The sequence below is a fragment of the uncultured Tessaracoccus sp. genome (assembly GCF_947286155.1).
In the GTDB taxonomy this organism is placed as follows: domain Bacteria; phylum Actinomycetota; class Actinomycetes; order Propionibacteriales; family Propionibacteriaceae; genus Arachnia.
Window position 1 is genome coordinate 1 of record NZ_CAMYPD010000003.1, and the last position, 18,792, is coordinate 18,792.

Below are 18,792 nucleotides of genomic sequence, written 5' to 3' on the forward strand. Positions count from 1 at the left end.
GCTCATCACAGCTCACCCCCGGCGACGTAGGTGGCGTTGGGGTCGTCGGTGAACTCGCGTAGCGCCTTGATGTCGGTTGCGAGCAGCTCGGGCAGCACCTCGTAGAGGTTGTCCTCGCCGGTCTCCTCGTCCTCGCGGTAGAGGCCCGCAGTCTTGGCGCGGTCGATCATGTCGACCATGTCTCGGTGGTAGCCGTAGCGGAAATGGTCGTTAATCAGCTCAGCGATGGTGCCCCGCCAAGGGTCACGACCGCCCCGGATGAGGTCTGGCAGGTGCACGATGGTGGCTTCGTGTTCGGTGGTCATTTTGGTGTTCCTTTCGGTGCTGAAGGGGGCTAGCTTTGGGGTGTGTTGTTGGCGGTGATGCCGGCGGCTGTGAGTGCTGCGGTGATGCGTGCGCGTTTCTCGTCTTTGGTGAGCAGCGAGCTGTCAGAGTGGTAGTCGAGATGCAAGACGTCATCCTCGTCAAGCCATACTTTCCCTGCGGCTGTGGCTCCGCCCTTGCGGTTGGATACCGAATCCTCGAAATCGTCAATCACCACACCACAGACATTGCCGCTCTTGTAGTAGTTGACCCAGATTCCTGCCAACTCATTCCAGTTGTTGACGTAGCGGCGTACCTGACCGGTGCCTGGCTTGGTCCACTCGGCGATGTCGGGGGTAATGATGTCGTCCATGGTAGTTTCTCCCTGTCGTTTCCGTCCTTGTGTCTACTACTATACACCGTTGCATAGTGATGTACAAGTCTGGATAGGGAAAAGCAGAAAATCTTTTATCTGTCGTCGTCGGCACTCGCTAGCTGGAGTTGCTCGGCCACCCGGTCTAGGGCGCGCGACAGCAGCTCGGTAGGAGCGTGCAGATAGGTCTGTGTCGTGGCGTAGTCGCTGTGGCCCATAATCGCAGTGATAACCGCCTCATCTACCCCGGCGGCGAGTAGGAGCGTCGCAGTCGTATGCCGCGCCTCATGTAGGACGTAGAGGCCATCGCCCTTACTCACGCCCGCAGCGGACTGGAGTGCCTTCCATGCCTCACTGTCGGCGCGTGAGGTTTGAGGCCTGCCGTCCCGACGCGGCCAGACCAAGCCGTGCGGCGACCCCGGTGCGGCCTCGCGCCACTGCCGCAGCGCCGCGTCCAGCCACGGCACCATCGGGATCATGCGCGGACGCGACTTTGGCCGCACCAGATGGAACGACTTGTAGAGCTGGCGCACCTCGTAGCCATCAGGAATGCGGAACTCTCCAGACCTGCCCGATACATACGGCAGCGGCTGTAGCTGCCACGACACGTCCAGTGTTCTTGCCTTGAAGTTGACGGCCTCCCATGTCAGCCCCAGGCACTCCCCTTGCCTCATCCCCTGCAAGAGAGCTGCGACCCAACGTGCAGCATCCGGCTGGCGTTGAGCCTGTTCGATCAGCCTAATGGCGTCCGTGAGGGGGATCGCAGTTCTGTCATTGACAGCCTTTGATGGACGCCTCATCGCAAGAACAGACTCGGGCACGGCGTACCCCTCGACGCGGGCCGCCCTGAGGGCATTTTGTAGGCATCCCTGGATGCTGGCGGCAGTGGTAGTGCTCGCCCCGCTAGCCCGGATCGCATCGACCAGCCGGCGCACGTCAGCTGGCGTCAGCTCCTCGAGCTTTCTGCGCCCAAGTTCGGGGATGATCCACCGCTTCACCTGTGACCGATTGTTGCTCCACGACTTCGGGCGTAGCGTCTGCTGTGTGGCCTCCAGCCACCGCTCGCACCACACCTGGAGCGTTACTGACCGCTGGAGCGCGGTAGCTACGCCATCGATTTCGAGCGCCTTTCGACGCGCTGTGAGACGATCCCAGCACGTGTTCTTGTCCCGCGCAGTGACCTGGATGCGTCGACGCTTACCGTCGGGCGTCCATCCTGCCTCAATCCGGCCTATCCATAGCTGTCGCGTCTCGTCGAAGAAGAAACTCCCCTCGCCATATTCAAGGTCGAACTTTTTCCGTCGCGCCACGTCGCCCCCTTTGGTGTACCCATTGGTGCACCCATTCCGATACTGTTTCCATGGTACCACCGAGGGGTAAGGAAATGGCCCCGTCTAGGCATTTCCCCTAGTCAGGGCCATTTCACCTGGCGCGCACGGGAGGACTCGAACCCCCAACCTTCTGATCCGTAGTCAGATGCTCTATCCATTGAGCCACGTGCGCTTGGGCAGAAAAGAACTATACCCACCCCTCGCCTTCAGCACAAAATCCCCTGGCGAGGCACCGTCGCAATATGGAACCGCCCGGCGCAGGAACGCGCCGGGCGAGGTGGCGGAGGTGGCGGGATTTGAACCCGCGAGAGGGTTGAAGCCCTCAACCCGCTTAGCAGGCGGGCGCCATAGACCGGACTAGGCGACACCTCCATCGACGGCCAACTGTACCGGCCAAACAGGGTGAGCGCGCAACTTGTCTGCTGTTCGAGGCGTCGCGACACCATTTTTCTTCCTCTGCGCGGTTACACTGGCGCGAGGAGGAAACGAATGGACGAGCCCAACACTCCCGCGCCACGACGCGGAGCTGAGAGCGACGCCGACCTCTCGGGGCTCTTCCGAGATGCGCGCCCGCGACGTCTTCTCACCGACGACGATCCCACCGAGGTGCGCCCGCGTACCCGTGAGACGCTCTGGCGCGCCGACGAAGCATCTCACGCCACGCAGTCCGCCACGTCGCAGCGAACCTCCCTCGACGACTTCCTGCGCGAGGATGACGATCCCGCACCCGAACACGCCGACGTCGAGGACACCACGGCTTCCAGTTCGCAGCCTCGTTTCCGCCGCACGGTGCTGTTCACCATCCTTTCGACGCTGGTCCCAGGCCTCGGCCTGGTGGGCAGTCGCCAGAAGGCAAACCGCTGGCTGGGCGGGCTCGTCGCGCTCGGCTTCGTAGGTGCGACGATCGCCGGCGTCATGTTCTTCACGTCCCGGGTGAAGCCCGACCCAGACGAGAGTTTCATCGCGGCGGCTGCGTCAGCTGCCGTCGGCCTGGCATCGGGCAGAGGCGTGCTGCACATCGTCACGGCCCTCCTGATCGGCATGGGCTTGCTGTGGGTGGCGCTCATCGTGATGACGCATGTCGCGACGCGCTCCAGCGCGGTCAGCCAGGGCAAGCGCCTCGCCGGAGCGGTCCTCGTCGGGGTGTTGTCACTCGCAGTGGCAGCGCCGGTGGCTGTGGGTGCCGCCTATTCGCAGGTGTTGGCGAGCACGCTGAGCAAAACGTTCGGCTCAGATAACGAGGTGGTGTCGAGCTCCAAGCCGACGCTGGACGGCAGCGGGGAGAATCCGTTTGGCGACCTCAAGCGTCTGAACATCATGCTCATCGGCTCCGACTTGGACGAAGGCCGTATCGCGAGCGGTGTGAAAGAGAGCTCCGGGTTCCGCACCGACACGGTCATGCTCGCCAGCGTCGACACCACCACAGGCGCCACGACGCTCATCCAGATCCCCCGCAATCTGCAGTACACGCCCTTCCCCGAGGGCAGCGAGATGGCCAAAGAGTTCCCCGACGGATTCCGCGGCGAGGGCGACCCTGCGGAGTGGCACTTCAACGCCATCTGGGAGCGCACTGATCGCGACTACCCTCACCTGTTCGAGGGTCAGACGTACCGCGGGGCTGAGGCTCTGAAGCAAGGCGTGGAGGGCATCACCGGCCTGCCCGTGCACTACTTCCTACTGCTCAACATCGATGGGTTGCGCAATCTCATCGACGCCATGGGCGGCGTCACAGTCAACATCAACGAGCGCCTTCCGATGGGCGGTAACTCCGAGAACCGGCGCGCGAAGGATTGGCTCGAGGTTGGCGCGAACCAGCACCTGAACGGAGACCAGGGCCTCTGGTACGCCCGCAGCCGTTGGAGCACCAGCGACTACTCACGCATGGAGCGCCAGTCGTGCCTCATCAAGGCCATCACCGACCAGGCCAACCCCACGACGCTTCTCACTCGTTTCGAGGCCATCGCGGGCGCGTCGAGCGACATGGTGCTCACCGACATTCCGCAGCACATGCTCGAGTCGCTCACCGATCTCGCGCTGAAAACCCAGAAGCAGAAGATGCTGCGCCTCGCGTTCACGATGGGCAAGAACGGCTACTCCTACCAAAACCCCGACTTCGACGCCATGCGCGCCTACGTCCAAGAAGCCATCAACGGGCCGAAGGAATCGACGGCGGCGCCTACCCCTAGCGAAGAGCCACACGACACCGACGAGGGGAACAGCAAGAACAACGGTAACGGCGCCCAAGATGTCGCGGACGCCTGCGCGTTCAACCCTAAGGAAGACTGAGGTTCAGCCCTGCTTGACGCGTTCGAGCCGGGCCATGATCTCGTCGATGACATCCTGCATCTGGGCCTGCGCCGGCCCGCCGGGGAAAATGAGGTGGGTGCGGCGGACGTCGCCGTGGTAGATGGTGATGTGCGCGCCTTCGACGGCCTGGGTGACCTTCGAGACATCCTTCCATTGCCCTTCGCGGGTGGCCTGCGTGCCCGACACCTTGTACCCGTCGTCGGTGATGGTGATCCGCACGCCGAGCCTGATCGTCGCCATAATCGCGATGGTGAACAGCGCGATGCCCAGTACCAAGACGATGATGAAGAAGGCGACCGCCAGTGCGTTCCATCCGTGTTGCAGCGATAGCACGGTCAGCACCCCGCCGACGAGGCTCAGCAGCGCAGCGAGGAGAAATGCGCGCAGCGGCGGACGAGATTTGAGGAAGAACGTGCGCTCGGGCATACCGGCAGTGTACTCACGTGGCCGGCCAGTCCCGCGCGGCGTCGGACTTGTGGTGTTGGCGGCGAGGGTGGGATTCGAACCCACGGAGGCTTGCACCTCGGCCGCTTTCAAGGCGGCTGCACTAGTCCACTATGCGACCTCGCCAGAGCCACGAGCTTAGCGCACCCGCCCGGTATGCTCACGCCACAGCACCACCATCGATCAGTGAGGACGCCCGATGCCGCCCAAGTCTCCCCTTCCGCCCCGCCACGGGCTGCAAGCGGCGTGGGTGCGCACCCCTGATCGCGACCCGAACAACGCGCTCCCTTGGCCGACGATGGGCGCGTTCTTGCGTGACAAGCTCGCCGCCGACGGTGACCGCGTCGATGCCATGCTGGAACGCGGCGACTTCGTCGACCAACAGGGGCGTCCGTGGACCGGCGACGAGATCTACCGACCGCACACCTTCGTGTGGTTTCACCGTGAGTTGCGCGACGAGCCCGAGGTGCCCGGGGAACTCACGGTGTTGCATCGCGACGAGCGGATTGTGGTGTTCGATAAGCCTCATTTCCTGTCGACGATCCCCCGCGGCCGCCACGTCGTACAGTCGGCCGTGGTGCGGGCGCGGCAGACGCTCGGGTTGCCGGAGTTGTCGGCGGTGCACCGACTCGACCGAGCCACCGCGGGCGTGCTGCTCATGGCCACGACGAAGCGCTGGCGAGCGCCGTACCACTCGATCTTCGGGGAGCCGACGACGCACAAAACCTACGAGGTGATGGCCCCCGTCGACGATGGATTGACCTTTCCGCGACGTGTCTCGTCGCACCTGGTGAAGCAGGTGGGAACGATGCAGGCCGAGCGCCTCGACCTGCCACCCAACGCGCACACCGACGTGCGGCTGCTGGAGACACGCGACGGCTGGGGTCGGTACGAGGCGACGCCGCTGACCGGCAAGACGCATCAGATCCGCATGCATTTCCTCGAGCTGGGCATCCCGCTGTGGAACGACCCGCTCTATCCCGTGGTGCAGCCGTGGAGCATCGACGACTTCACCCACCCGCTTGGGCTGCTCGCTGCCGAGCTGCGGTTTGTCGACCCCGTCGACGGCTCCGAACGCGTCTTCCGAAGTGGTCGCCAGCTCCCCTGGCCCGACGCTGCGCCTCCAGCTGGTTGAGCGGTCCGCGCCTCGGCGCCGGGTGCTTGAGCCGCCGGCGCGCTCCAGGTGGTTGAGTAGCGCCCGAAGGGCGCGTATCGAAACCAGCCACCCGCTAGGTGGCAGATTCCGGTCCATGTTTGGGCGCGAACCTGCCACCTAAGCTCAACTGAAGTGATTTCGATACGCGGGCTACGCCCGCTACTCAATCACCGAAAGTTGGCCAGGCCTACTCGACGATCGGGGGAACGCTGGTTGAGTAGCGGCCAGCCACCAGCGGCGTGCACCACTGAAGAAACTGCAAAACTCGCCAACAGACGCACCCCTCTACGCTCAGCCAAGCGTGAGACACGCAACTGATGGCGAGTTTTGCAGTTTTGAGGCGTTGCATCTCGGGATTTCGATATGCGGGCTACGCCCGCTACTCAATCACCGAGAGACGGCCGCCTGCTACTCAATCACCGAAGGTGACCACGCCTCAGTCACCGAGCGAGATCACCCCCACCACCCCGGAGCCTTGCTGTGTGTGGCAGGGTGGAGACATGAAGGCAGTGATCGTTCCCGAACCAGGCGATGCGTCGGCACTCACCATCGCTGAAGTCGAGAAGCCCTACCCAGCCCCCGGTGAGGTGCTGGTGCGCACCACGGCAGTCGGCGTGAACCGCGCCGACGTGCTGCAGCGGCAGGGCCACTACCCGCCACCGAAGGGCGTCACCGACGTGCTCGGCCTCGAGGCGTCAGGAGTGGTGGAAGCCGTCGCGGAAGGATGCGAGCGCTGGAACGTCGGCGACGAAGTCGTCGCGCTCCTCGCGGGTGGCGGCGCGGCGGAGTACTTCGTCGCTCCCGAAGGTCAGCTTATCTCCCCACCCCCTGGCGTCGATCTCGTGAGCGCCGCGGGTGTGCTCGAGGTGGCGGCCACCGTCGTGAGCAACCTGGAACATACCTCCCTCAAGGAAGGCGAGACGTTCCTTGTGCACGGTGGCGCGGGCGGCATCGGCACGTTCGCCACCCAGTACGCGAAGGCGCTGGGCGCGCGCGTTGCAGCCACCGCAGGCACGGAGGCGAAGCTCGAACACTGCCGCCAACACGGCACGGACATCGCGCTCGACTACCACGGCGACTGGGTGGCAGCCCTCAAGGAGGCCACCGACGGGCATGGCGCCGACGTGATCCTCGACATCATTGGCGCCAAGTACCTCGAGGCAAACGTCAAGGCCCTCGCCCGTCGCGGGCGCATGGTGGTGATCGGCCTGCAGGGCGGCGTCAAGGGCACGCTCAACGTCGGCTTGCTGCTCAGTAAACAAGGCACGGTGACGGCCACGTCGCTGCGCTTCCGCCCCGAGGCCGAAAAGGCGGAGATCTGCGCCCAGGTGGAGCGCCAGGTGTGGCCGCTGATGCGAAGCGGCAAGGTCAAGCTCTCGCCGGAAACCCGGATTCCCTTCGACGAGGTCCGTCGCGCACACGAACTGCTGGAGTCCGGCGACAACGTCGGCAAGATCGTACTGGAGCTGTAGAGCGTGTTGCAGGCTCGGCGAGACTGAAACTGCCAGTGGGATGCGAATGCCCTAGGGTAGAAGTGTGGTTAAGGTACTGACTTCTCTTCCCGTCGGCGAACGCGTCGGCATCGCTTTCTCTGGTGGCCTCGACACCTCGGTGGCTGTGGCTTGGATGCGCGAAGCAGGTGCGATTCCCTGCACCTACACCGCCGACATCGGCCAGTACGACGAGCCGGACATCGAGTCGGTGCCTGGGCGTGCGAAGGAGTACGGCGCTGAGATTTCGCGTCTCGTCGATGTACGCGGCCCGCTCGTCGAGGAGGGCCTGTCAGCGCTGGCTTGCGGCGCGTTCCACATCCGCTCCGCCGGCCGCGCCTACTTCAACACCACCCCGATCGGGCGCGCTGTCACCGGCACCATGCTGGTGCGCGCGATGGCCGAAGACGACGTGATGATCTGGGGCGACGGCTCCACCTACAAGGGCAACGACATCGAGCGCTTCTACCGCTATGGGCTCATGGCTAACCCGCAGTTGCGCATCTACAAGCCCTGGCTCGACGAACAATTCGTCAGCGAGCTGGGGGGTCGCGACGAGATGAGCGTGTGGCTCACCGAACGAGGCCTCCCCTACCGCGACTCCAAGGAGAAGGCTTACTCCACCGACGCTAACATCTGGGGCGCCACGCACGAAGCCAAGACCCTCGAGGCACTCGACGTGTCACTCGAGACGGTCGAGCCCATCATGGGCGTGAAGTTCTGGGACCCGGCCGTGAGAATCGACACCGAGGATGTGCGCATTGCCTTCGAGCAGGGCCGCCCCGTCGCCATCAACGGCAAGCGCTTCGACGACGCCGTCGCCCTGGTGATCGAGGCCAACGCCATCGGTGGCCGCCACGGCCTGGGCATGGCTGACCAGATCGAGAACCGCATCATCGAGGCAAAGTCGCGCGGTATCTACGAGGCGCCGGGCATGGCGCTGCTCTGGATCGCGTACGAGCGCCTCCTCTCCGCCATTCACAACGAGGACACCCTCTCAAACTACTTCCAGCAGGGGCTGCGTCTGGGCCGCCTGCTGTACGAGGGGCGCTGGCTGGACCCACAGTCGCTCATGCTGCGCGAATCCATCCAGCGCTGGGTGGCGTCGGCTGTGACGGGCGAGGTCACGCTGCGACTTCGCCGCGGCGACGACTACACCATCTTGAACACCACCGGCCCGAACCTCAGCTACGACGGCGACAAGCTCTCGATGGAACGCGTCGAGGATTCGGCGTTCGGCCCCACCGACCGCATCGGCCAGCTCACCATGCGCAACCTGGACATCGCGGACTCGCGTGAGAAGCTCGAGCTCTACGCCTCCCAGGGCACGCTCGGTGTCCAGCAGGCGAAGCTGTTCGGCGAGATCGAGGCCGGCGGCGCTGCGCAGATCGCAGAGCTCGGCGCGCCCCAGCCCGATGATGACATCGACGCGGCAGGGCTGCGCTCGTCGTTCGACTCCGGCACGGACTGATCCGTACACCTTCTTTCGACGGGGTGAGGCTGCACGTATGCACCTCACCCCGTCGCATGTTTGACGCCGCCCCTCAAGCTGGGAATTTGCTGAGAACTTCTCAGGATGATGTACTGTATCGGTCAACAAACCTGCACCACAGTTCGGGGGAATTCCTATGGCACGGGCCAACACCCAGTCTGCGCTTCGTCGTTGCATGGCCGCGGTATTAGCTGCCGTCTTACTCAGCCTGGGGCTACCCGCCCACGCCGACCAGCAGCGTCCGACGGCAAACACCGCAGGCACGAAGCTCACCGGCGAACGCACCTTCCTGTGGGGGGCTCTTCCGTCAGCTCCAAACAGCAAGGTTTGGACGGAGGTGCGGCTCCCCAGCGGCGACTGGTCGCGTTCCCAGTTCGCTCAAAGCAACGCCAAGGGTTCCTACACGGTGCCGCTCACGTACGGTGCCACCACGCCCGGGACGACGCATTGGCGCCTCGCAGTTGCAACGCCTCAGGGTGTCGTGCGCTCCGCAGCGACGACGCTCACCCGCGTCGCTGCGCCCGTCGCGAAGGGTGCGCCCAATAAGCTCATTCGGCAACCGACGTTCACGTGGGGCACGTTCCCAGGCCCCGCGGGCACGAAGGTGTGGACCGAAGTGCAGCTTGCGAACGGTTCGTGGTCGCGCTCGCAAGCATCAACCACTCGGGCTGGCGGCGGATTCACCATCCCTCTCACCTACGGCGCGAACAGCATCGGCACGTACCGCTGGCGTGTTGCCGGCGTGTTCCAAGGGCGAGTTGTGCGCTCCAAGCCGTTCACTCTGAAACGCCGGGATTTCAATTTTTCGTCCTGTTCTCGCGCGGCCCATGCCGAACGTGGGCTGCAAACCCGTGCGAAGCGAGCGCTGCGCGCGGTATGCCATGAGTTCCCCAACGTCACTCGCTACGTGGGCCGTGGCTCCCGGTACAACGCCACGTTCCACTCCACTGGGCGGGCCATCGACGTGATGGTCTCTGGCTCGCGGGGCTGGGAAGTAGCCCACATGATGCACCGCCACGCTGACAGGCTGGGCGTGCAAGAGATCATCTACGAGCGTCGAATCTGGACGAGGCAGCGCTCCAGTGAAGGTTGGCGGCTAATGCGTAGCCGAGGCAGCGCCCGCGCTGATCACTATGACCATGTGCACATCTCCATCCCGTAAGGGATAACGGCTGGTGTCCGGAAAAGAAGTGGGCACGTGAGCCCAGAGTTGGTTGAATGGCCTCCGAAGTGTCATGCTTACCTTGCCTTCAGGGCACTGACTTCAAGTTTGGGGAGAACGACATGAAGACCAACGACACGGGGACGATGCCAGGCGCCTGGCGCGCAGCCGCAGCTGCAACACTCGCACTCTCGATGCTCGGCACCGGGCTGACTGCAGCGGCCGCACCCACCACCGAGTGCACTGTCGACGTGAACCCGGCACACTCATTGATCGTTGGCTCGGCAACCGAGATCACCGGCTCTACGTCGGGGTGTGAGTCTGGAAAGCTCGTGGCGAGCGCATACTCAGACGGACGCTGGGTAACCGTCGGAAGCACCAACACGGCAGGCAACGGTTCGTTCACGTTGCAGCTGTCCGGTCTCGAGGCTGCAGGCACGCACGACGTGCGCGTCTCCCTCGGCAACACAGAATCGCGGACGGTTGAAGTCACTCGCCTGCGCAAGCCCACCATTTCCACCGCGAATTGGTCGCTGGTGGGCGCCACAGCGAATGCGTGGGGTGTCATCGACGGTGCTTCCTCGGCAGAAGTTTGGACGGAGGTGTGGCTGAAGAACGGCCGCTGGTCGCGCTCCCAAACCCGGACTACTGACGCGCGTGGCAACTACGTCATCCCCCTCACCTATGGTGCAAACACCCCCGGCAGCTACCGCTACCGTGTGGGCGCTCGGTACGCGGATGGCACCGTCGTCTACACAGATGATGCGCAGGTAGTTCGTCGTGCGCCCCAGGCCACCGTCAAAACCGCGGGTACTGCACCGGTACGCCAAACGGCAAACGCGTGGGGCACGTTCAGCCAAGGCTCAAACATCCAGGTATGGACCGAAGTGCGCCTCCCCAACGGCACCTGGTCGCGCTCTCAAACCAGCAAGACGAACTCGTCGGGCTTCTACGCCATCCCCCTCACCTACGGCGCCAACACCCCCGGCACCTACCAATACCGCGTTGCAGGCCGCTACCCGGGCGGTGCCGTCGTGCGCACGAATTCCGTGAAGCTTACGCGTGTCGCTGCGCCGTCCATCAAGACCGCGGGTACTGCGCCAGTACGCACAACGGCAAACGCGTGGGGCACGTTCAGCCAAGGCTCAAACATCCAGGTATGGACCGAAGTGCGCCTCCCCAACGGCACCTGGTCGCGCTCTCAAACCAGCAAGACGAACTCGTCGGGCTTCTACGCCATCCCCCTCACCTACGGCGCCAACACACCCGGCACCTACCAATACCGCGTCGCAGGCCGCTACCCGGGCGGTCAGGTGGTTCGCACCAACACTGTCACCTTCCGGCGCACCAATCCTGCCTACAATCTTGATTCGCGCTGCTACTCCGGTGCCCGCGTGATGTGCGCGTCGAAGAAGGACCGGAAGCTCTACTACGTGATGGACGGCAAGGTCGTGAAGGTGCTCGACGCCCGCTTTGGCGCCCGCAGCAACCCGACGCGCAACGGCGTGCACTACGTGTACTGGAAGTCGCGGCACCACGTCTCCAGCATCTACGGCACCGCGATGCCGTGGGCGATGTTCTTCGATGGCGGCCAGGCTGTGCATTACTCGTCGAACTTCGCTCGCGTGGGCTGGAACCATCCGGGTTCGGGCGGTTGCATCAACATCCGCGATGCAAAGACCCTGGATTGGATGTACAAGCAGATCCGCAACGGTGACAAGGTCGTCGTGTACTGATCGACGCTCAGTGAGCCGGGCCACTTCCCTCTGGAGGTGGCCCGACTCGTTGTTCTAAGCACCTGCGTGTGCTTCAGTGTCAGGAATTGGTTCGTTGACGAGCAAACTTCTGACACTGGGACTGCATGACGGGCATGTTCCGCTCCCTTGCCACCCGTGGCTGCGCAGCACCTCGACGATCTCTGCCGCGACGGCACACGCGTCGAACATGACGCGTTCCCATGTGTAGCGCAGCGTGGTAATCCCACGACGAAGCGCGTTGCGGTTGTCACGTCGGGCGTCGCTGCGTGCGTCGTGAAACTCTCGCCCGTCGACTTCCACCGCGAGCAGGTAGTCGTCGTAGAGCGCGTCGACGAACTCGCCATCTTGCACCACGGCTTGGCGCGTCGGAGGCGGCAGCTGGTGCGCTCGCTCAACGCGCTGCTGAAACATCCACTCCAGCGGGCTGTGAATGCCCTCACTCTCCGAGGAGCACAGCCCCTCAAGGAGCGCGCGCCGAGCTACCCTCGTGCGGCGCGAGGCGGCGTCGAGCACCCTCGACGCGGTGGTGCGCTTGGTCTGCAACGCGCGAGTGACGCCCTCCACAAAGGTGACTTCGTCGGCTTCCGACGCCATGTCGAGTAGCGCTTCCTCGAGCTTCGCACGTGCGGGGACGCCGAATGCTGGTCGGGCACCCCGTCGGAAGGTGGCTCGGTAGGCACCAAGCTGGAGGCTGTCTCGTCGCGATGACGCCCACACGACGATGTGGCCGGGCTCGCGTCGGAGCGCGCCGTGGATGAATCCAGCTGCCGCCCCGCTCACGTGGGCGCCTGGCCCTCCGCGCAGGAGCGCTGCATGCACGAACCCTAACCATGTGACCGTACCGAGGATGTACAGCCCTTCGGCAACCCGAGTCGCACGTCGCAGATGGGAGCGCAACGCGCTGCGTGTCATGCCGTGTTGCAGCGCTTGGGCGACGGTGAACGCTCCGTGCTGGTCGGTGATGCGGGCTCGGAGCGACGGCGGCAGTGCGGAACGCTGGTGCATGTGCCCATCGTCGCGGCCATGGCTCCCGGAGACGAGATCTTACGCGTCGTAGGACAACACTATTTCGCTGTTCGATTGTGTCAGTGTCAGGAATTGGTTCGTCGACGAGCAAACTTCTGACACTGAACGCTCACCTCGCAGTCAGCAGTGAGGTGAGCTCGCGGCGGCCGACCGGCTGCACCACGACGGTGTCGATGGCGTCGCTGCGCATCTGCTCGGTGATCTGCGTTTGTTTGGCCTCCTGCGGAGCAATACCGACGGTGATCGCTCCGGCGTCGTGCCACTCGGTGAGGGTTTCGGGCGCCGCGTCATCGCCCAGATACGTCGCAGCGACACTCACCTCGGCAATCGCTCCGGGCTTGAGCACGCCGTCGGGCTTCACCACGGCACCAATTTCCTTGAGCACGTTGCGTTCCCGGTAGTCAGCCAGCACGTCGAGGAGCGCTCCGGCGTGTTCGGAGACGAGGTCGGCTTCCTGCAAGAACACCGTACGTAGCGCGGCATGTCCCGATTCCGTGCGCGCGCGTTCGATGCGGTAGCGCAGCTCCAGCTCGGGCGCCGGCGATTCGATGACGGACGGCAGCACCACAGAGACGCCCATGCGCTGCTTCAGCATGGGCAGCAGCCCGGTCGCGACCAGGGGGGCCGCGTCGGCAGTGCACACGACGTCGGATACCCCGGCCTCTACCGCCCGGGTGAATACCTCGCGGATGGTCGCCGCCTCATGCTCTTTACCGTTCCATCCCAGGTTGTCCACGCCCAGTACCAGGCTGGTGAGCCGCGGTGCAACGTCGGGCACCACGTTGGCGATCGGCCCGAGCGCTCGCACGTGTCCGACGAGGCTGTCCATCACGTCTGCCCAGGGGACGGTGACGGGGTCGGCGTAGCCGTCGAAGAGTCGGGAGACGCGGATGAAATCATGAAGGCAGTCGACGGTGGCGCGGTAGACCGCGGGCTTGCCGGGGTTGCGTCGGGGTGCGAAGAGCAGTTCGTCTGTGTGGCGTCGGATCCAAGGGGTGACGTGCTCGCGGTCGTACGAGTCGACGGCCTCCCTGCCGGCCTGGCGCAGCAGCCTAACAGGGAACACTTCGACGCCGAGGCCCTCGGGAACGACGTCGATGTCGACGCGTCCGTATTCACGCCCGGTTCGGTCCATTTCGTCGATGAGTTCCTGGACGAGATCCGCGTCGGCGACGGGGTTGTCGCCAGTCAACCGCACCACGCGGTCGTCCTCGGCAAGGTCGGATGTCGCGTCGAGGAAGCGCGAGAGCACATCGTCGAGCGAGCCCCGAAGCACCCGGATGCCGGCGGGCTGGAGTGTGGCGGCGATTCTGTCGTCGTACATCTCAACCGACGTAGCCACCACAACTTCAAACCCAGTACGCGAGGCCCTACGGGCAACCAGTTCGACAAGCGGCATGCCTCCAACGGTCATGAGCGCTTTGCCGGGCAGCCGGGACGACGAAAGACGAGACTGAATCACCACACGGGTACGCATACCGGCCAGCCTACTCGTGCACCACCTCGACTGATGCTCACGCCTCGGATAATCAGCGGGCGGCAATGCCTTCCATCGCTGCCACCACTCGACGACGTCCCTCGCCGTCGACGAGGGCTCGGCCTTGCACACTCAGCTCGTCAAGCCATGCCCGGTCTTCGAGCATCCGGGTGAGTGCGACGGAGGCGGCGGTGCGAGCTTGCTCGTCGGCGCGCAGCGCTTCGAGGTGGCCCACCGGGACGGCGAGGGATTCCGTCGCCGCCTCGTAGCCAGTGATCTGATTATCCGTGACGCACACCAGGCCGGTGGGGATGCCGAGGCAGGCGAACTCCCACACGCTCGACCCCGATGCGGAGATCACGAAGTCGCACGTCAACGCTAGGCCGGGGAGGTCGTCCTGCGTACCCAGCACCTCCAGCGACTGACTCTCGGCAAGCTCCAGCGCCTCAAGCGCGGCCCGACGTTCTGGCGACGCAGCGATCGCCACGACGTGGACCGGCAGCCCCGTCGACAGCAGCAATTCAGCGGCGACGGGGCATCCGCCGAAGGGGTCAGACCCGCCGAATACCACGAGCACCTTGGGCGGTCGGTTTGCTGGACGGGGGGTGCCTCGTCGGTGTACAACGACGTCGCGAAGCAGCACATACTCTGGGCCGACAAGCCAGTTCGGTAAGGCGGGGTCGTCGGAGCCGAGGTTCTGGTCGATGTAGATGTCGGCCTCCTGGTGACGCCCGAAGTCACCATCGACCATGGCCAGTACAGGGAATCCTGCTGCCCGCGCGTCGGCGCCGAGTGACGCTGGAAACTCGTACCCGTCAATCATGAGTGTGTCGCAACCGGCTGCGGTGAGCTGCGCCACGAAGTCGTCGGCAGGGGGCACAAACTCGAGCCCGACGGAGGCTGCCTGCTGGCGAGCCCACTCGACGTCACACTCTCCAAACAGCGTTGCGACATGTCCTCTGGACCGCAGTTCCTGCACGAGCGCGGTTTGCCGCACGAGGTGTCCGGTACCGCGGGTAGAAAGCGCGTCGCACCGAATCGCAACGTGAAGGGGCGTAGATTGGTGGGAGTCCATACCGCAAATGGTAGGCTTTGCCAACGGTAACTGTGCGGTGGCATGCCTGCTTCCGTCTGTCTCATTCACAACATAGGAGTACTCGTGAGCCTTCTCGAGAATTCGTCGATCCTCATCACCGGTGGCACCGGGTCCTTCGGCAAGGCGTTCATCACGCGTGTGCTGAAGGACTTCAACCCGCGCCGCGTGGTTATCTTCAGCCGCGACGAACTCAAGCAGTACGAGTGCCGCCAGATGTTCGACAACGACGAGCGTCTGCGTTGGTTCCTGGGTGATATCCGCGACCAGCACCGTCTTGCGCGCGCCATGAAGGACATCGACTACGTCGTGCACGCCGCCGCCTACAAGCAGGTGGATACCGCGGAGTACAACCCCTACGAGTTCGTGAAGACGAACGTCATGGGCTCTCAGAATGTTATCGAGACCTCTATCGACGCGGGCGTGAAGAAGGTCGTCGCGCTCTCCACCGACAAGGCTTCCTCCCCCATCAACCTCTACGGCGCCACCAAGCTCACCGCCGACAAGCTGTTCATCTCGGGCAACCACTACGCTGCTGCCTATCCGACGCGGTTCTCCGTCGTGCGCTACGGCAACGTGATGGGCTCGCGCGGCTCCGTGATCCCGTTCTTCCGCAGGCTTGCTGCGGAAGGGAAGTCGCTCCCCATCACCGATTTCCGCATGACGCGATTCTTCATCACGCTTCCGCAGGCCGTGCAGTTCGTCGTCGATTCGTTCGAGGAGATGCAGGGCGGCGAACTGTTCGTGCCGCGCATCCCGTCGATGAAGATCACCGATCTCGCGCAGGCCGTTGCTCCTGGCGCCGAGATGCACGAGGTTGGCCTTCGCCCGGGTGAGAAGCTGCACGAGGAAATGATCTCGGAGGAAGAGGGGCGACGCACCATTCAGGTGAGCGACACCCGGTATGTGATGCAGCCCGACCTTGCTACGTGGGGCTACGAGGCGCCCGAGGGCACCCCTGTTCCGGAGGGCTTCCACTACACCTCTGACCGCAATGACCTGTGGTTCACGGGCGAGGAAATGATGAAGATCCTCGAAACCGAGGTCTGAGCCCATGCTTCCCTACGGACGCCAGTCCATCAACGACGCCGACATCGAGGCCGTCGCTGAGGTGCTGCGCGGCGACTGGCTGACCACCGGCCCGTTCGTCGCACGTTTCGAAGAGGCCCTCGCGCAGTACACCGGCGCGAAGCGCGTCGTGAGTTGCACGTCCGGCACCGCCGCGCTCCACATCGCGTATGCGGCTGCGGGCGTTGGGCCAGGCGACGAGGTCATCACCACGCCGATGACCTTCGTCGCGACGGCATCCGGCGCCCTAGCTTGTGGCGCCAAGGTGCAGTTCGCGGACATCGATGAGACCGCCAATATCGCACCCGACGCCGTCGAAGCCCTGGTGAACAGCAACACGAAGGTGGTGGCGGGCGTCGACTACGCCGGCCAACCCGTCGAGATCGACCGCCTGAACGAGATCGCTCATGATGCAGGGGCGATCACCGTCGAGGATGCAGCCCACTCCATCGGCTCACACATCGGGGAACGCGCCGTCGGTTCCATGGCGGACATCACTACGTTCTCGTTCTTCCCGACGAAGAACATGACCACCGCCGAGGGTGGTGCCGTCGCAACGCTCGACGAGGAACTCGGCCAGCGTGCGCACGAGTTCCACTTCATTGGCCTGGTGCGCGACAAGGCCCGCATGCGCTACCCCGACGAGGGTCCCTGGCACCAGGAGGTGCACGAGTGGGGCCTCAACTACCGCCTCTCCGACGTGCACGCCGCTCTCGGCTTGTCGCAGTTGCAGCGCCTGGAGCAGTTCAAGCAGCGTCGACGTGAAATTTTCGAGCGCTACCAGCGCGACCTGGCGGGCATCGACGGTGTGGAGACGCACACGGTGCGCGACGGCGTCGACCCCATCTGGCACCTCTACCCCGCCCGCATCCTCGGCGGACGGCGCCGCGAAGTGTTCGAGAAGATGCGCGAGCGTGGCATCGGTGTGCAGGTGAACTACATTCCCGTGTACTGGCACCCGGTGTTCGAAGATCTGGGCTACAAGCGCGGCATGTGCCCCAACGCAGAGCGCTTCTACTCCGAAGAGCTCTCGCTGCCGATGTTCGCCGATCTCACCGACGATCAGCAGACGCAGGTCATCGAGACTCTCGCCGACGTGCTGGCGTCGTAGCTGTCGCCTACATCGTTTCAGTGTTAGAAGTTAGTTCGTAGTCGAGCACACTTTTGACACTGAGCCGATGTCCTATCACCTCCGAGATGTACATCTGACTGGCTGACGATACAAGCAGGTGCACGGACCCATGCACCTGTTAACCACCAAACAGGAAAATCCAGCGTTCCCTGCCTACAATGTGGAGCGGCCCTCTACAGAAAGCTGCTCCTATCGTGCATCACGCAAACCACTTCTACGGACACGCGAACATCCTTGCCCGATATGCGGGGCTCTATGGCGGAGAAATGCAGGATTGGGAGGGCACACCCGGCCCGAACCCACCGCGTATCGAGGGCTACGTCCAGCACGGTTGGAATCTATGGGACGGGTACGCCGTCGGCACCGAGTTGGTTCCCAGGTTCAAGAAGTTTGTATGGTCGCGCGCCGTCGCGCGCCGTGGGCGCACCGTCGGCCTGAAGGACTACGTCGTGATCGGCTCGCCTTGGGCATATTTGCTAAAGCTCAAGGGCATCGACCCGATGCGCCCGCCGAAACCAAAAGGTAACAGCGTGATCCTCTACCCGTTCCATGGGTGGGAAGGTCAGAAGCTTCAGGGCTCACACGAGGGGCTGCTCGAGGAAGTACGTGCCGTCGAAGGTGATGTACCGCTGACGGTGTGCCTCTACTGGGATGAGTACCGCGACAAGTCGATCCGGCATGCCTACGAAAGAATGGGTGTGAGGGTCATCACGCACGGCACCCGTGGATTCATGTACAAGGGCGGCGACCACTGGTTCCTCGACAAACAGCTCGCGGAAGTGCAACAGCACTCGCGTGCCATCAGTAACCGCATGGGCTCAGCCCTGCTCTACGCTGCGTCCCTCGGACTGGATATCGGCGTCTATGGTGACCCGATGACGCTTGAGGGCGACCATGCGGTGTTAGGCGGGCTCGAGAAGCAACTGCGGCTTTTTCCGGAGGCCCATCAGGCGTTCGTACCGAAGGGCTACGCACGCCAGCTTGCCAACACCGAGCTCGGCACGCAGGAGCTGCTCACCCCCGACGAACTGCGCATGCTATTTGGTTGGAAGGGTATAGAGCACCAGACATCGGAGTTCGCGCCTATGGATGACGACGGCGGGCTCGATAGCGCTCCTACACAGGACCTGATCGCAGTATTGAGCGACGACGACTGACTCCAGCCGTCAGCTGGGATGCCA

General features: G+C 64.0%; 15 protein-coding genes, 3 tRNA genes and 1 pseudogene. 9 read left to right on the forward strand and 10 right to left on the reverse strand.

Translation table 11 applies throughout. The annotated features are described in order from the left end of the window. Nucleotides 1–5: 5 nt before the first annotated feature. The 5 genes from Q0X68_RS01125 to Q0X68_RS01145 form a co-directional block, all read right to left on the reverse strand. A complete protein-coding gene (locus tag Q0X68_RS01125; RefSeq protein ID WP_297746318.1) occupies nucleotides 6–305 on the reverse strand; it encodes a hypothetical protein in 300 nt (99 codons plus the stop codon). Between the two features lie 29 nt (nucleotides 306–334). Beyond that, nucleotides 335–676 carry a hypothetical protein gene (locus Q0X68_RS01130; RefSeq protein ID WP_297746321.1) on the reverse strand — a complete coding sequence of 114 codons (342 nt, stop codon included), beginning with the start codon at nucleotides 674–676 and terminating at the stop codon, nucleotides 335–337. Nucleotides 677–771: 95 nt separating this feature from the next. Continuing rightward, a complete protein-coding gene (locus Q0X68_RS01135) occupies nucleotides 772–1,986 on the reverse strand; it encodes a site-specific integrase (protein ID WP_297746324.1) in 1,215 nt (404 codons plus the stop codon). Nucleotides 1,987–2,103: 117 nt separating this feature from the next. After that, a tRNA-Arg gene (locus Q0X68_RS01140) sits at nucleotides 2,104–2,179 on the reverse strand. Between the two features lie 106 nt (nucleotides 2,180–2,285). Then, nucleotides 2,286–2,379 (reverse strand) — tRNA-Ser (locus Q0X68_RS01145). Between the two features lie 117 nt (nucleotides 2,380–2,496). On the opposite strand from Q0X68_RS01145, the gene Q0X68_RS01150 reads away from it, so the two are divergent. Continuing rightward, nucleotides 2,497–4,293, forward strand: a complete 1,797-nt coding sequence (locus Q0X68_RS01150; protein WP_297746327.1) for an LCP family protein — start codon at nucleotides 2,497–2,499, stop codon at nucleotides 4,291–4,293. Nucleotides 4,294–4,296: 3 nt separating this feature from the next. On the opposite strand, the gene Q0X68_RS01155 is transcribed toward Q0X68_RS01150, so the two are convergent. After that, complete coding sequence (locus tag Q0X68_RS01155; RefSeq protein ID WP_297746330.1) at nucleotides 4,297–4,740, reverse strand: hypothetical protein; 444 nt, start codon at nucleotides 4,738–4,740, stop codon at nucleotides 4,297–4,299. 56 nt (nucleotides 4,741–4,796) lie between these two features. Further along, nucleotides 4,797–4,884, reverse strand: a tRNA-Ser gene (locus Q0X68_RS01160). Nucleotides 4,885–5,056: 172 nt separating this feature from the next. On the opposite strand from Q0X68_RS01160, the gene Q0X68_RS01165 reads away from it, so the two are divergent. The 5 genes and pseudogenes from Q0X68_RS01165 to Q0X68_RS01185 all read left to right on the forward strand — a co-directional run bounded on the left by Q0X68_RS01165 (nucleotide 5,057) and on the right by Q0X68_RS01185 (nucleotide 11,794). Further along, nucleotides 5,057–5,893: a pseudouridine synthase gene (locus Q0X68_RS01165; protein WP_297746598.1), complete on the forward strand. Its 837-nt coding sequence runs from the start codon at nucleotides 5,057–5,059 to the stop codon at nucleotides 5,891–5,893. Between the two features lie 521 nt (nucleotides 5,894–6,414). After that, complete coding sequence (locus tag Q0X68_RS01170) at nucleotides 6,415–7,386, forward strand: NAD(P)H-quinone oxidoreductase (protein ID WP_297746333.1); 972 nt, start codon at nucleotides 6,415–6,417, stop codon at nucleotides 7,384–7,386. A gap of 64 nt (nucleotides 7,387–7,450) precedes the next feature. After that, nucleotides 7,451–8,797: pseudogene (gene argG, locus Q0X68_RS01175) on the forward strand (argininosuccinate synthase); the annotation flags it as partial. A 235-nt stretch (nucleotides 8,798–9,032) separates the two neighbouring features. After that, a complete protein-coding gene (locus Q0X68_RS01180) occupies nucleotides 9,033–10,058 on the forward strand; it encodes a hypothetical protein (protein ID WP_297746339.1) in 1,026 nt (341 codons plus the stop codon). A 122-nt stretch (nucleotides 10,059–10,180) separates the two neighbouring features. Next, on the forward strand, nucleotides 10,181–11,794 hold the full coding sequence (locus Q0X68_RS01185; protein WP_297746342.1) for a L,D-transpeptidase: 1,614 nt from the start codon (nucleotides 10,181–10,183) through the stop codon (nucleotides 11,792–11,794). A gap of 54 nt (nucleotides 11,795–11,848) precedes the next feature. Here the strand turns inward: Q0X68_RS01185 and Q0X68_RS01190 are convergent, their stop codons facing one another. From Q0X68_RS01190 to Q0X68_RS01200, 3 genes are all read right to left on the reverse strand, one after another. Beyond that, complete coding sequence (locus Q0X68_RS01190; RefSeq protein ID WP_297746345.1) at nucleotides 11,849–12,820, reverse strand: hypothetical protein; 972 nt, start codon at nucleotides 12,818–12,820, stop codon at nucleotides 11,849–11,851. 130 nt (nucleotides 12,821–12,950) lie between these two features. Beyond that, nucleotides 12,951–14,318, reverse strand: coding sequence for a cytidylyltransferase domain-containing protein (locus Q0X68_RS01195; protein ID WP_297746347.1), 1,368 nt, complete (start codon nucleotides 14,316–14,318; stop codon nucleotides 12,951–12,953). A 52-nt stretch (nucleotides 14,319–14,370) separates the two neighbouring features. After that, entirely contained in the window at nucleotides 14,371–15,393 is a 1,023-nt protein-coding gene (locus tag Q0X68_RS01200; RefSeq protein ID WP_297746350.1) for a PseG/SpsG family protein, read from the reverse strand. An 84-nt stretch (nucleotides 15,394–15,477) separates the two neighbouring features. Between Q0X68_RS01200 and pseB the strand changes: the two genes are divergently transcribed. From pseB to Q0X68_RS01215, 3 genes are all read left to right on the forward strand, one after another. Then, nucleotides 15,478–16,461 carry a UDP-N-acetylglucosamine 4,6-dehydratase (inverting) gene (gene pseB / locus Q0X68_RS01205; RefSeq protein ID WP_297746353.1) on the forward strand — a complete coding sequence of 328 codons (984 nt, stop codon included), beginning with the start codon at nucleotides 15,478–15,480 and terminating at the stop codon, nucleotides 16,459–16,461. Between the two features lie 4 nt (nucleotides 16,462–16,465). Next, the gene (pseC, locus tag Q0X68_RS01210; RefSeq protein ID WP_297746356.1) at nucleotides 16,466–17,590 is read left to right on the forward strand and encodes a UDP-4-amino-4,6-dideoxy-N-acetyl-beta-L-altrosamine transaminase; all 1,125 of its coding nucleotides are present in this window, start codon (nucleotides 16,466–16,468) and stop codon (nucleotides 17,588–17,590) included. 215 nt (nucleotides 17,591–17,805) lie between these two features. Next, nucleotides 17,806–18,768 carry a hypothetical protein gene (locus Q0X68_RS01215; protein WP_297746359.1) on the forward strand — a complete coding sequence of 321 codons (963 nt, stop codon included), beginning with the start codon at nucleotides 17,806–17,808 and terminating at the stop codon, nucleotides 18,766–18,768. Nucleotides 18,769–18,792: the final 24 nt, after the last annotated feature.

What these genes read in the sequence shown, in the direction of transcription:
- Q0X68_RS01200 (WP_297746350.1), bottom strand. Translation starts at nt 15,393, where the DNA reads ATGGACTCCCACCAATCTACGCCCCTTCACGTTGCGATTCGGTGCGAC.
- Q0X68_RS01190 (WP_297746345.1), bottom strand. Translation starts at nt 12,820, where the DNA reads ATGCACCAGCGTTCCGCACTGCCGCCGTCGCTCCGAGCCCGCATCACC.
- Q0X68_RS01180 (WP_297746339.1), top strand. Translation starts at nt 9,033, where the DNA reads ATGGCACGGGCCAACACCCAGTCTGCGCTTCGTCGTTGCATGGCCGCG.
- pseC (WP_297746356.1), top strand. Translation starts at nt 16,466, where the DNA reads ATGCTTCCCTACGGACGCCAGTCCATCAACGACGCCGACATCGAGGCC.
- Q0X68_RS01165 (WP_297746598.1), top strand. Translation starts at nt 5,057, where the DNA reads ATGGGCGCGTTCTTGCGTGACAAGCTCGCCGCCGACGGTGACCGCGTC.
- Q0X68_RS01125 (WP_297746318.1), bottom strand. Translation starts at nt 305, where the DNA reads ATGACCACCGAACACGAAGCCACCATCGTGCACCTGCCAGACCTCATC.
- Q0X68_RS01195 (WP_297746347.1), bottom strand. Translation starts at nt 14,318, where the DNA reads ATGCGTACCCGTGTGGTGATTCAGTCTCGTCTTTCGTCGTCCCGGCTG.
- Q0X68_RS01170 (WP_297746333.1), top strand. Translation starts at nt 6,415, where the DNA reads ATGAAGGCAGTGATCGTTCCCGAACCAGGCGATGCGTCGGCACTCACC.
- Q0X68_RS01130 (WP_297746321.1), bottom strand. Translation starts at nt 676, where the DNA reads ATGGACGACATCATTACCCCCGACATCGCCGAGTGGACCAAGCCAGGC.
- Q0X68_RS01150 (WP_297746327.1), top strand. Translation starts at nt 2,497, where the DNA reads ATGGACGAGCCCAACACTCCCGCGCCACGACGCGGAGCTGAGAGCGAC.
- Q0X68_RS01185 (WP_297746342.1), top strand. Translation starts at nt 10,181, where the DNA reads ATGAAGACCAACGACACGGGGACGATGCCAGGCGCCTGGCGCGCAGCC.
- Q0X68_RS01155 (WP_297746330.1), bottom strand. Translation starts at nt 4,740, where the DNA reads ATGCCCGAGCGCACGTTCTTCCTCAAATCTCGTCCGCCGCTGCGCGCA.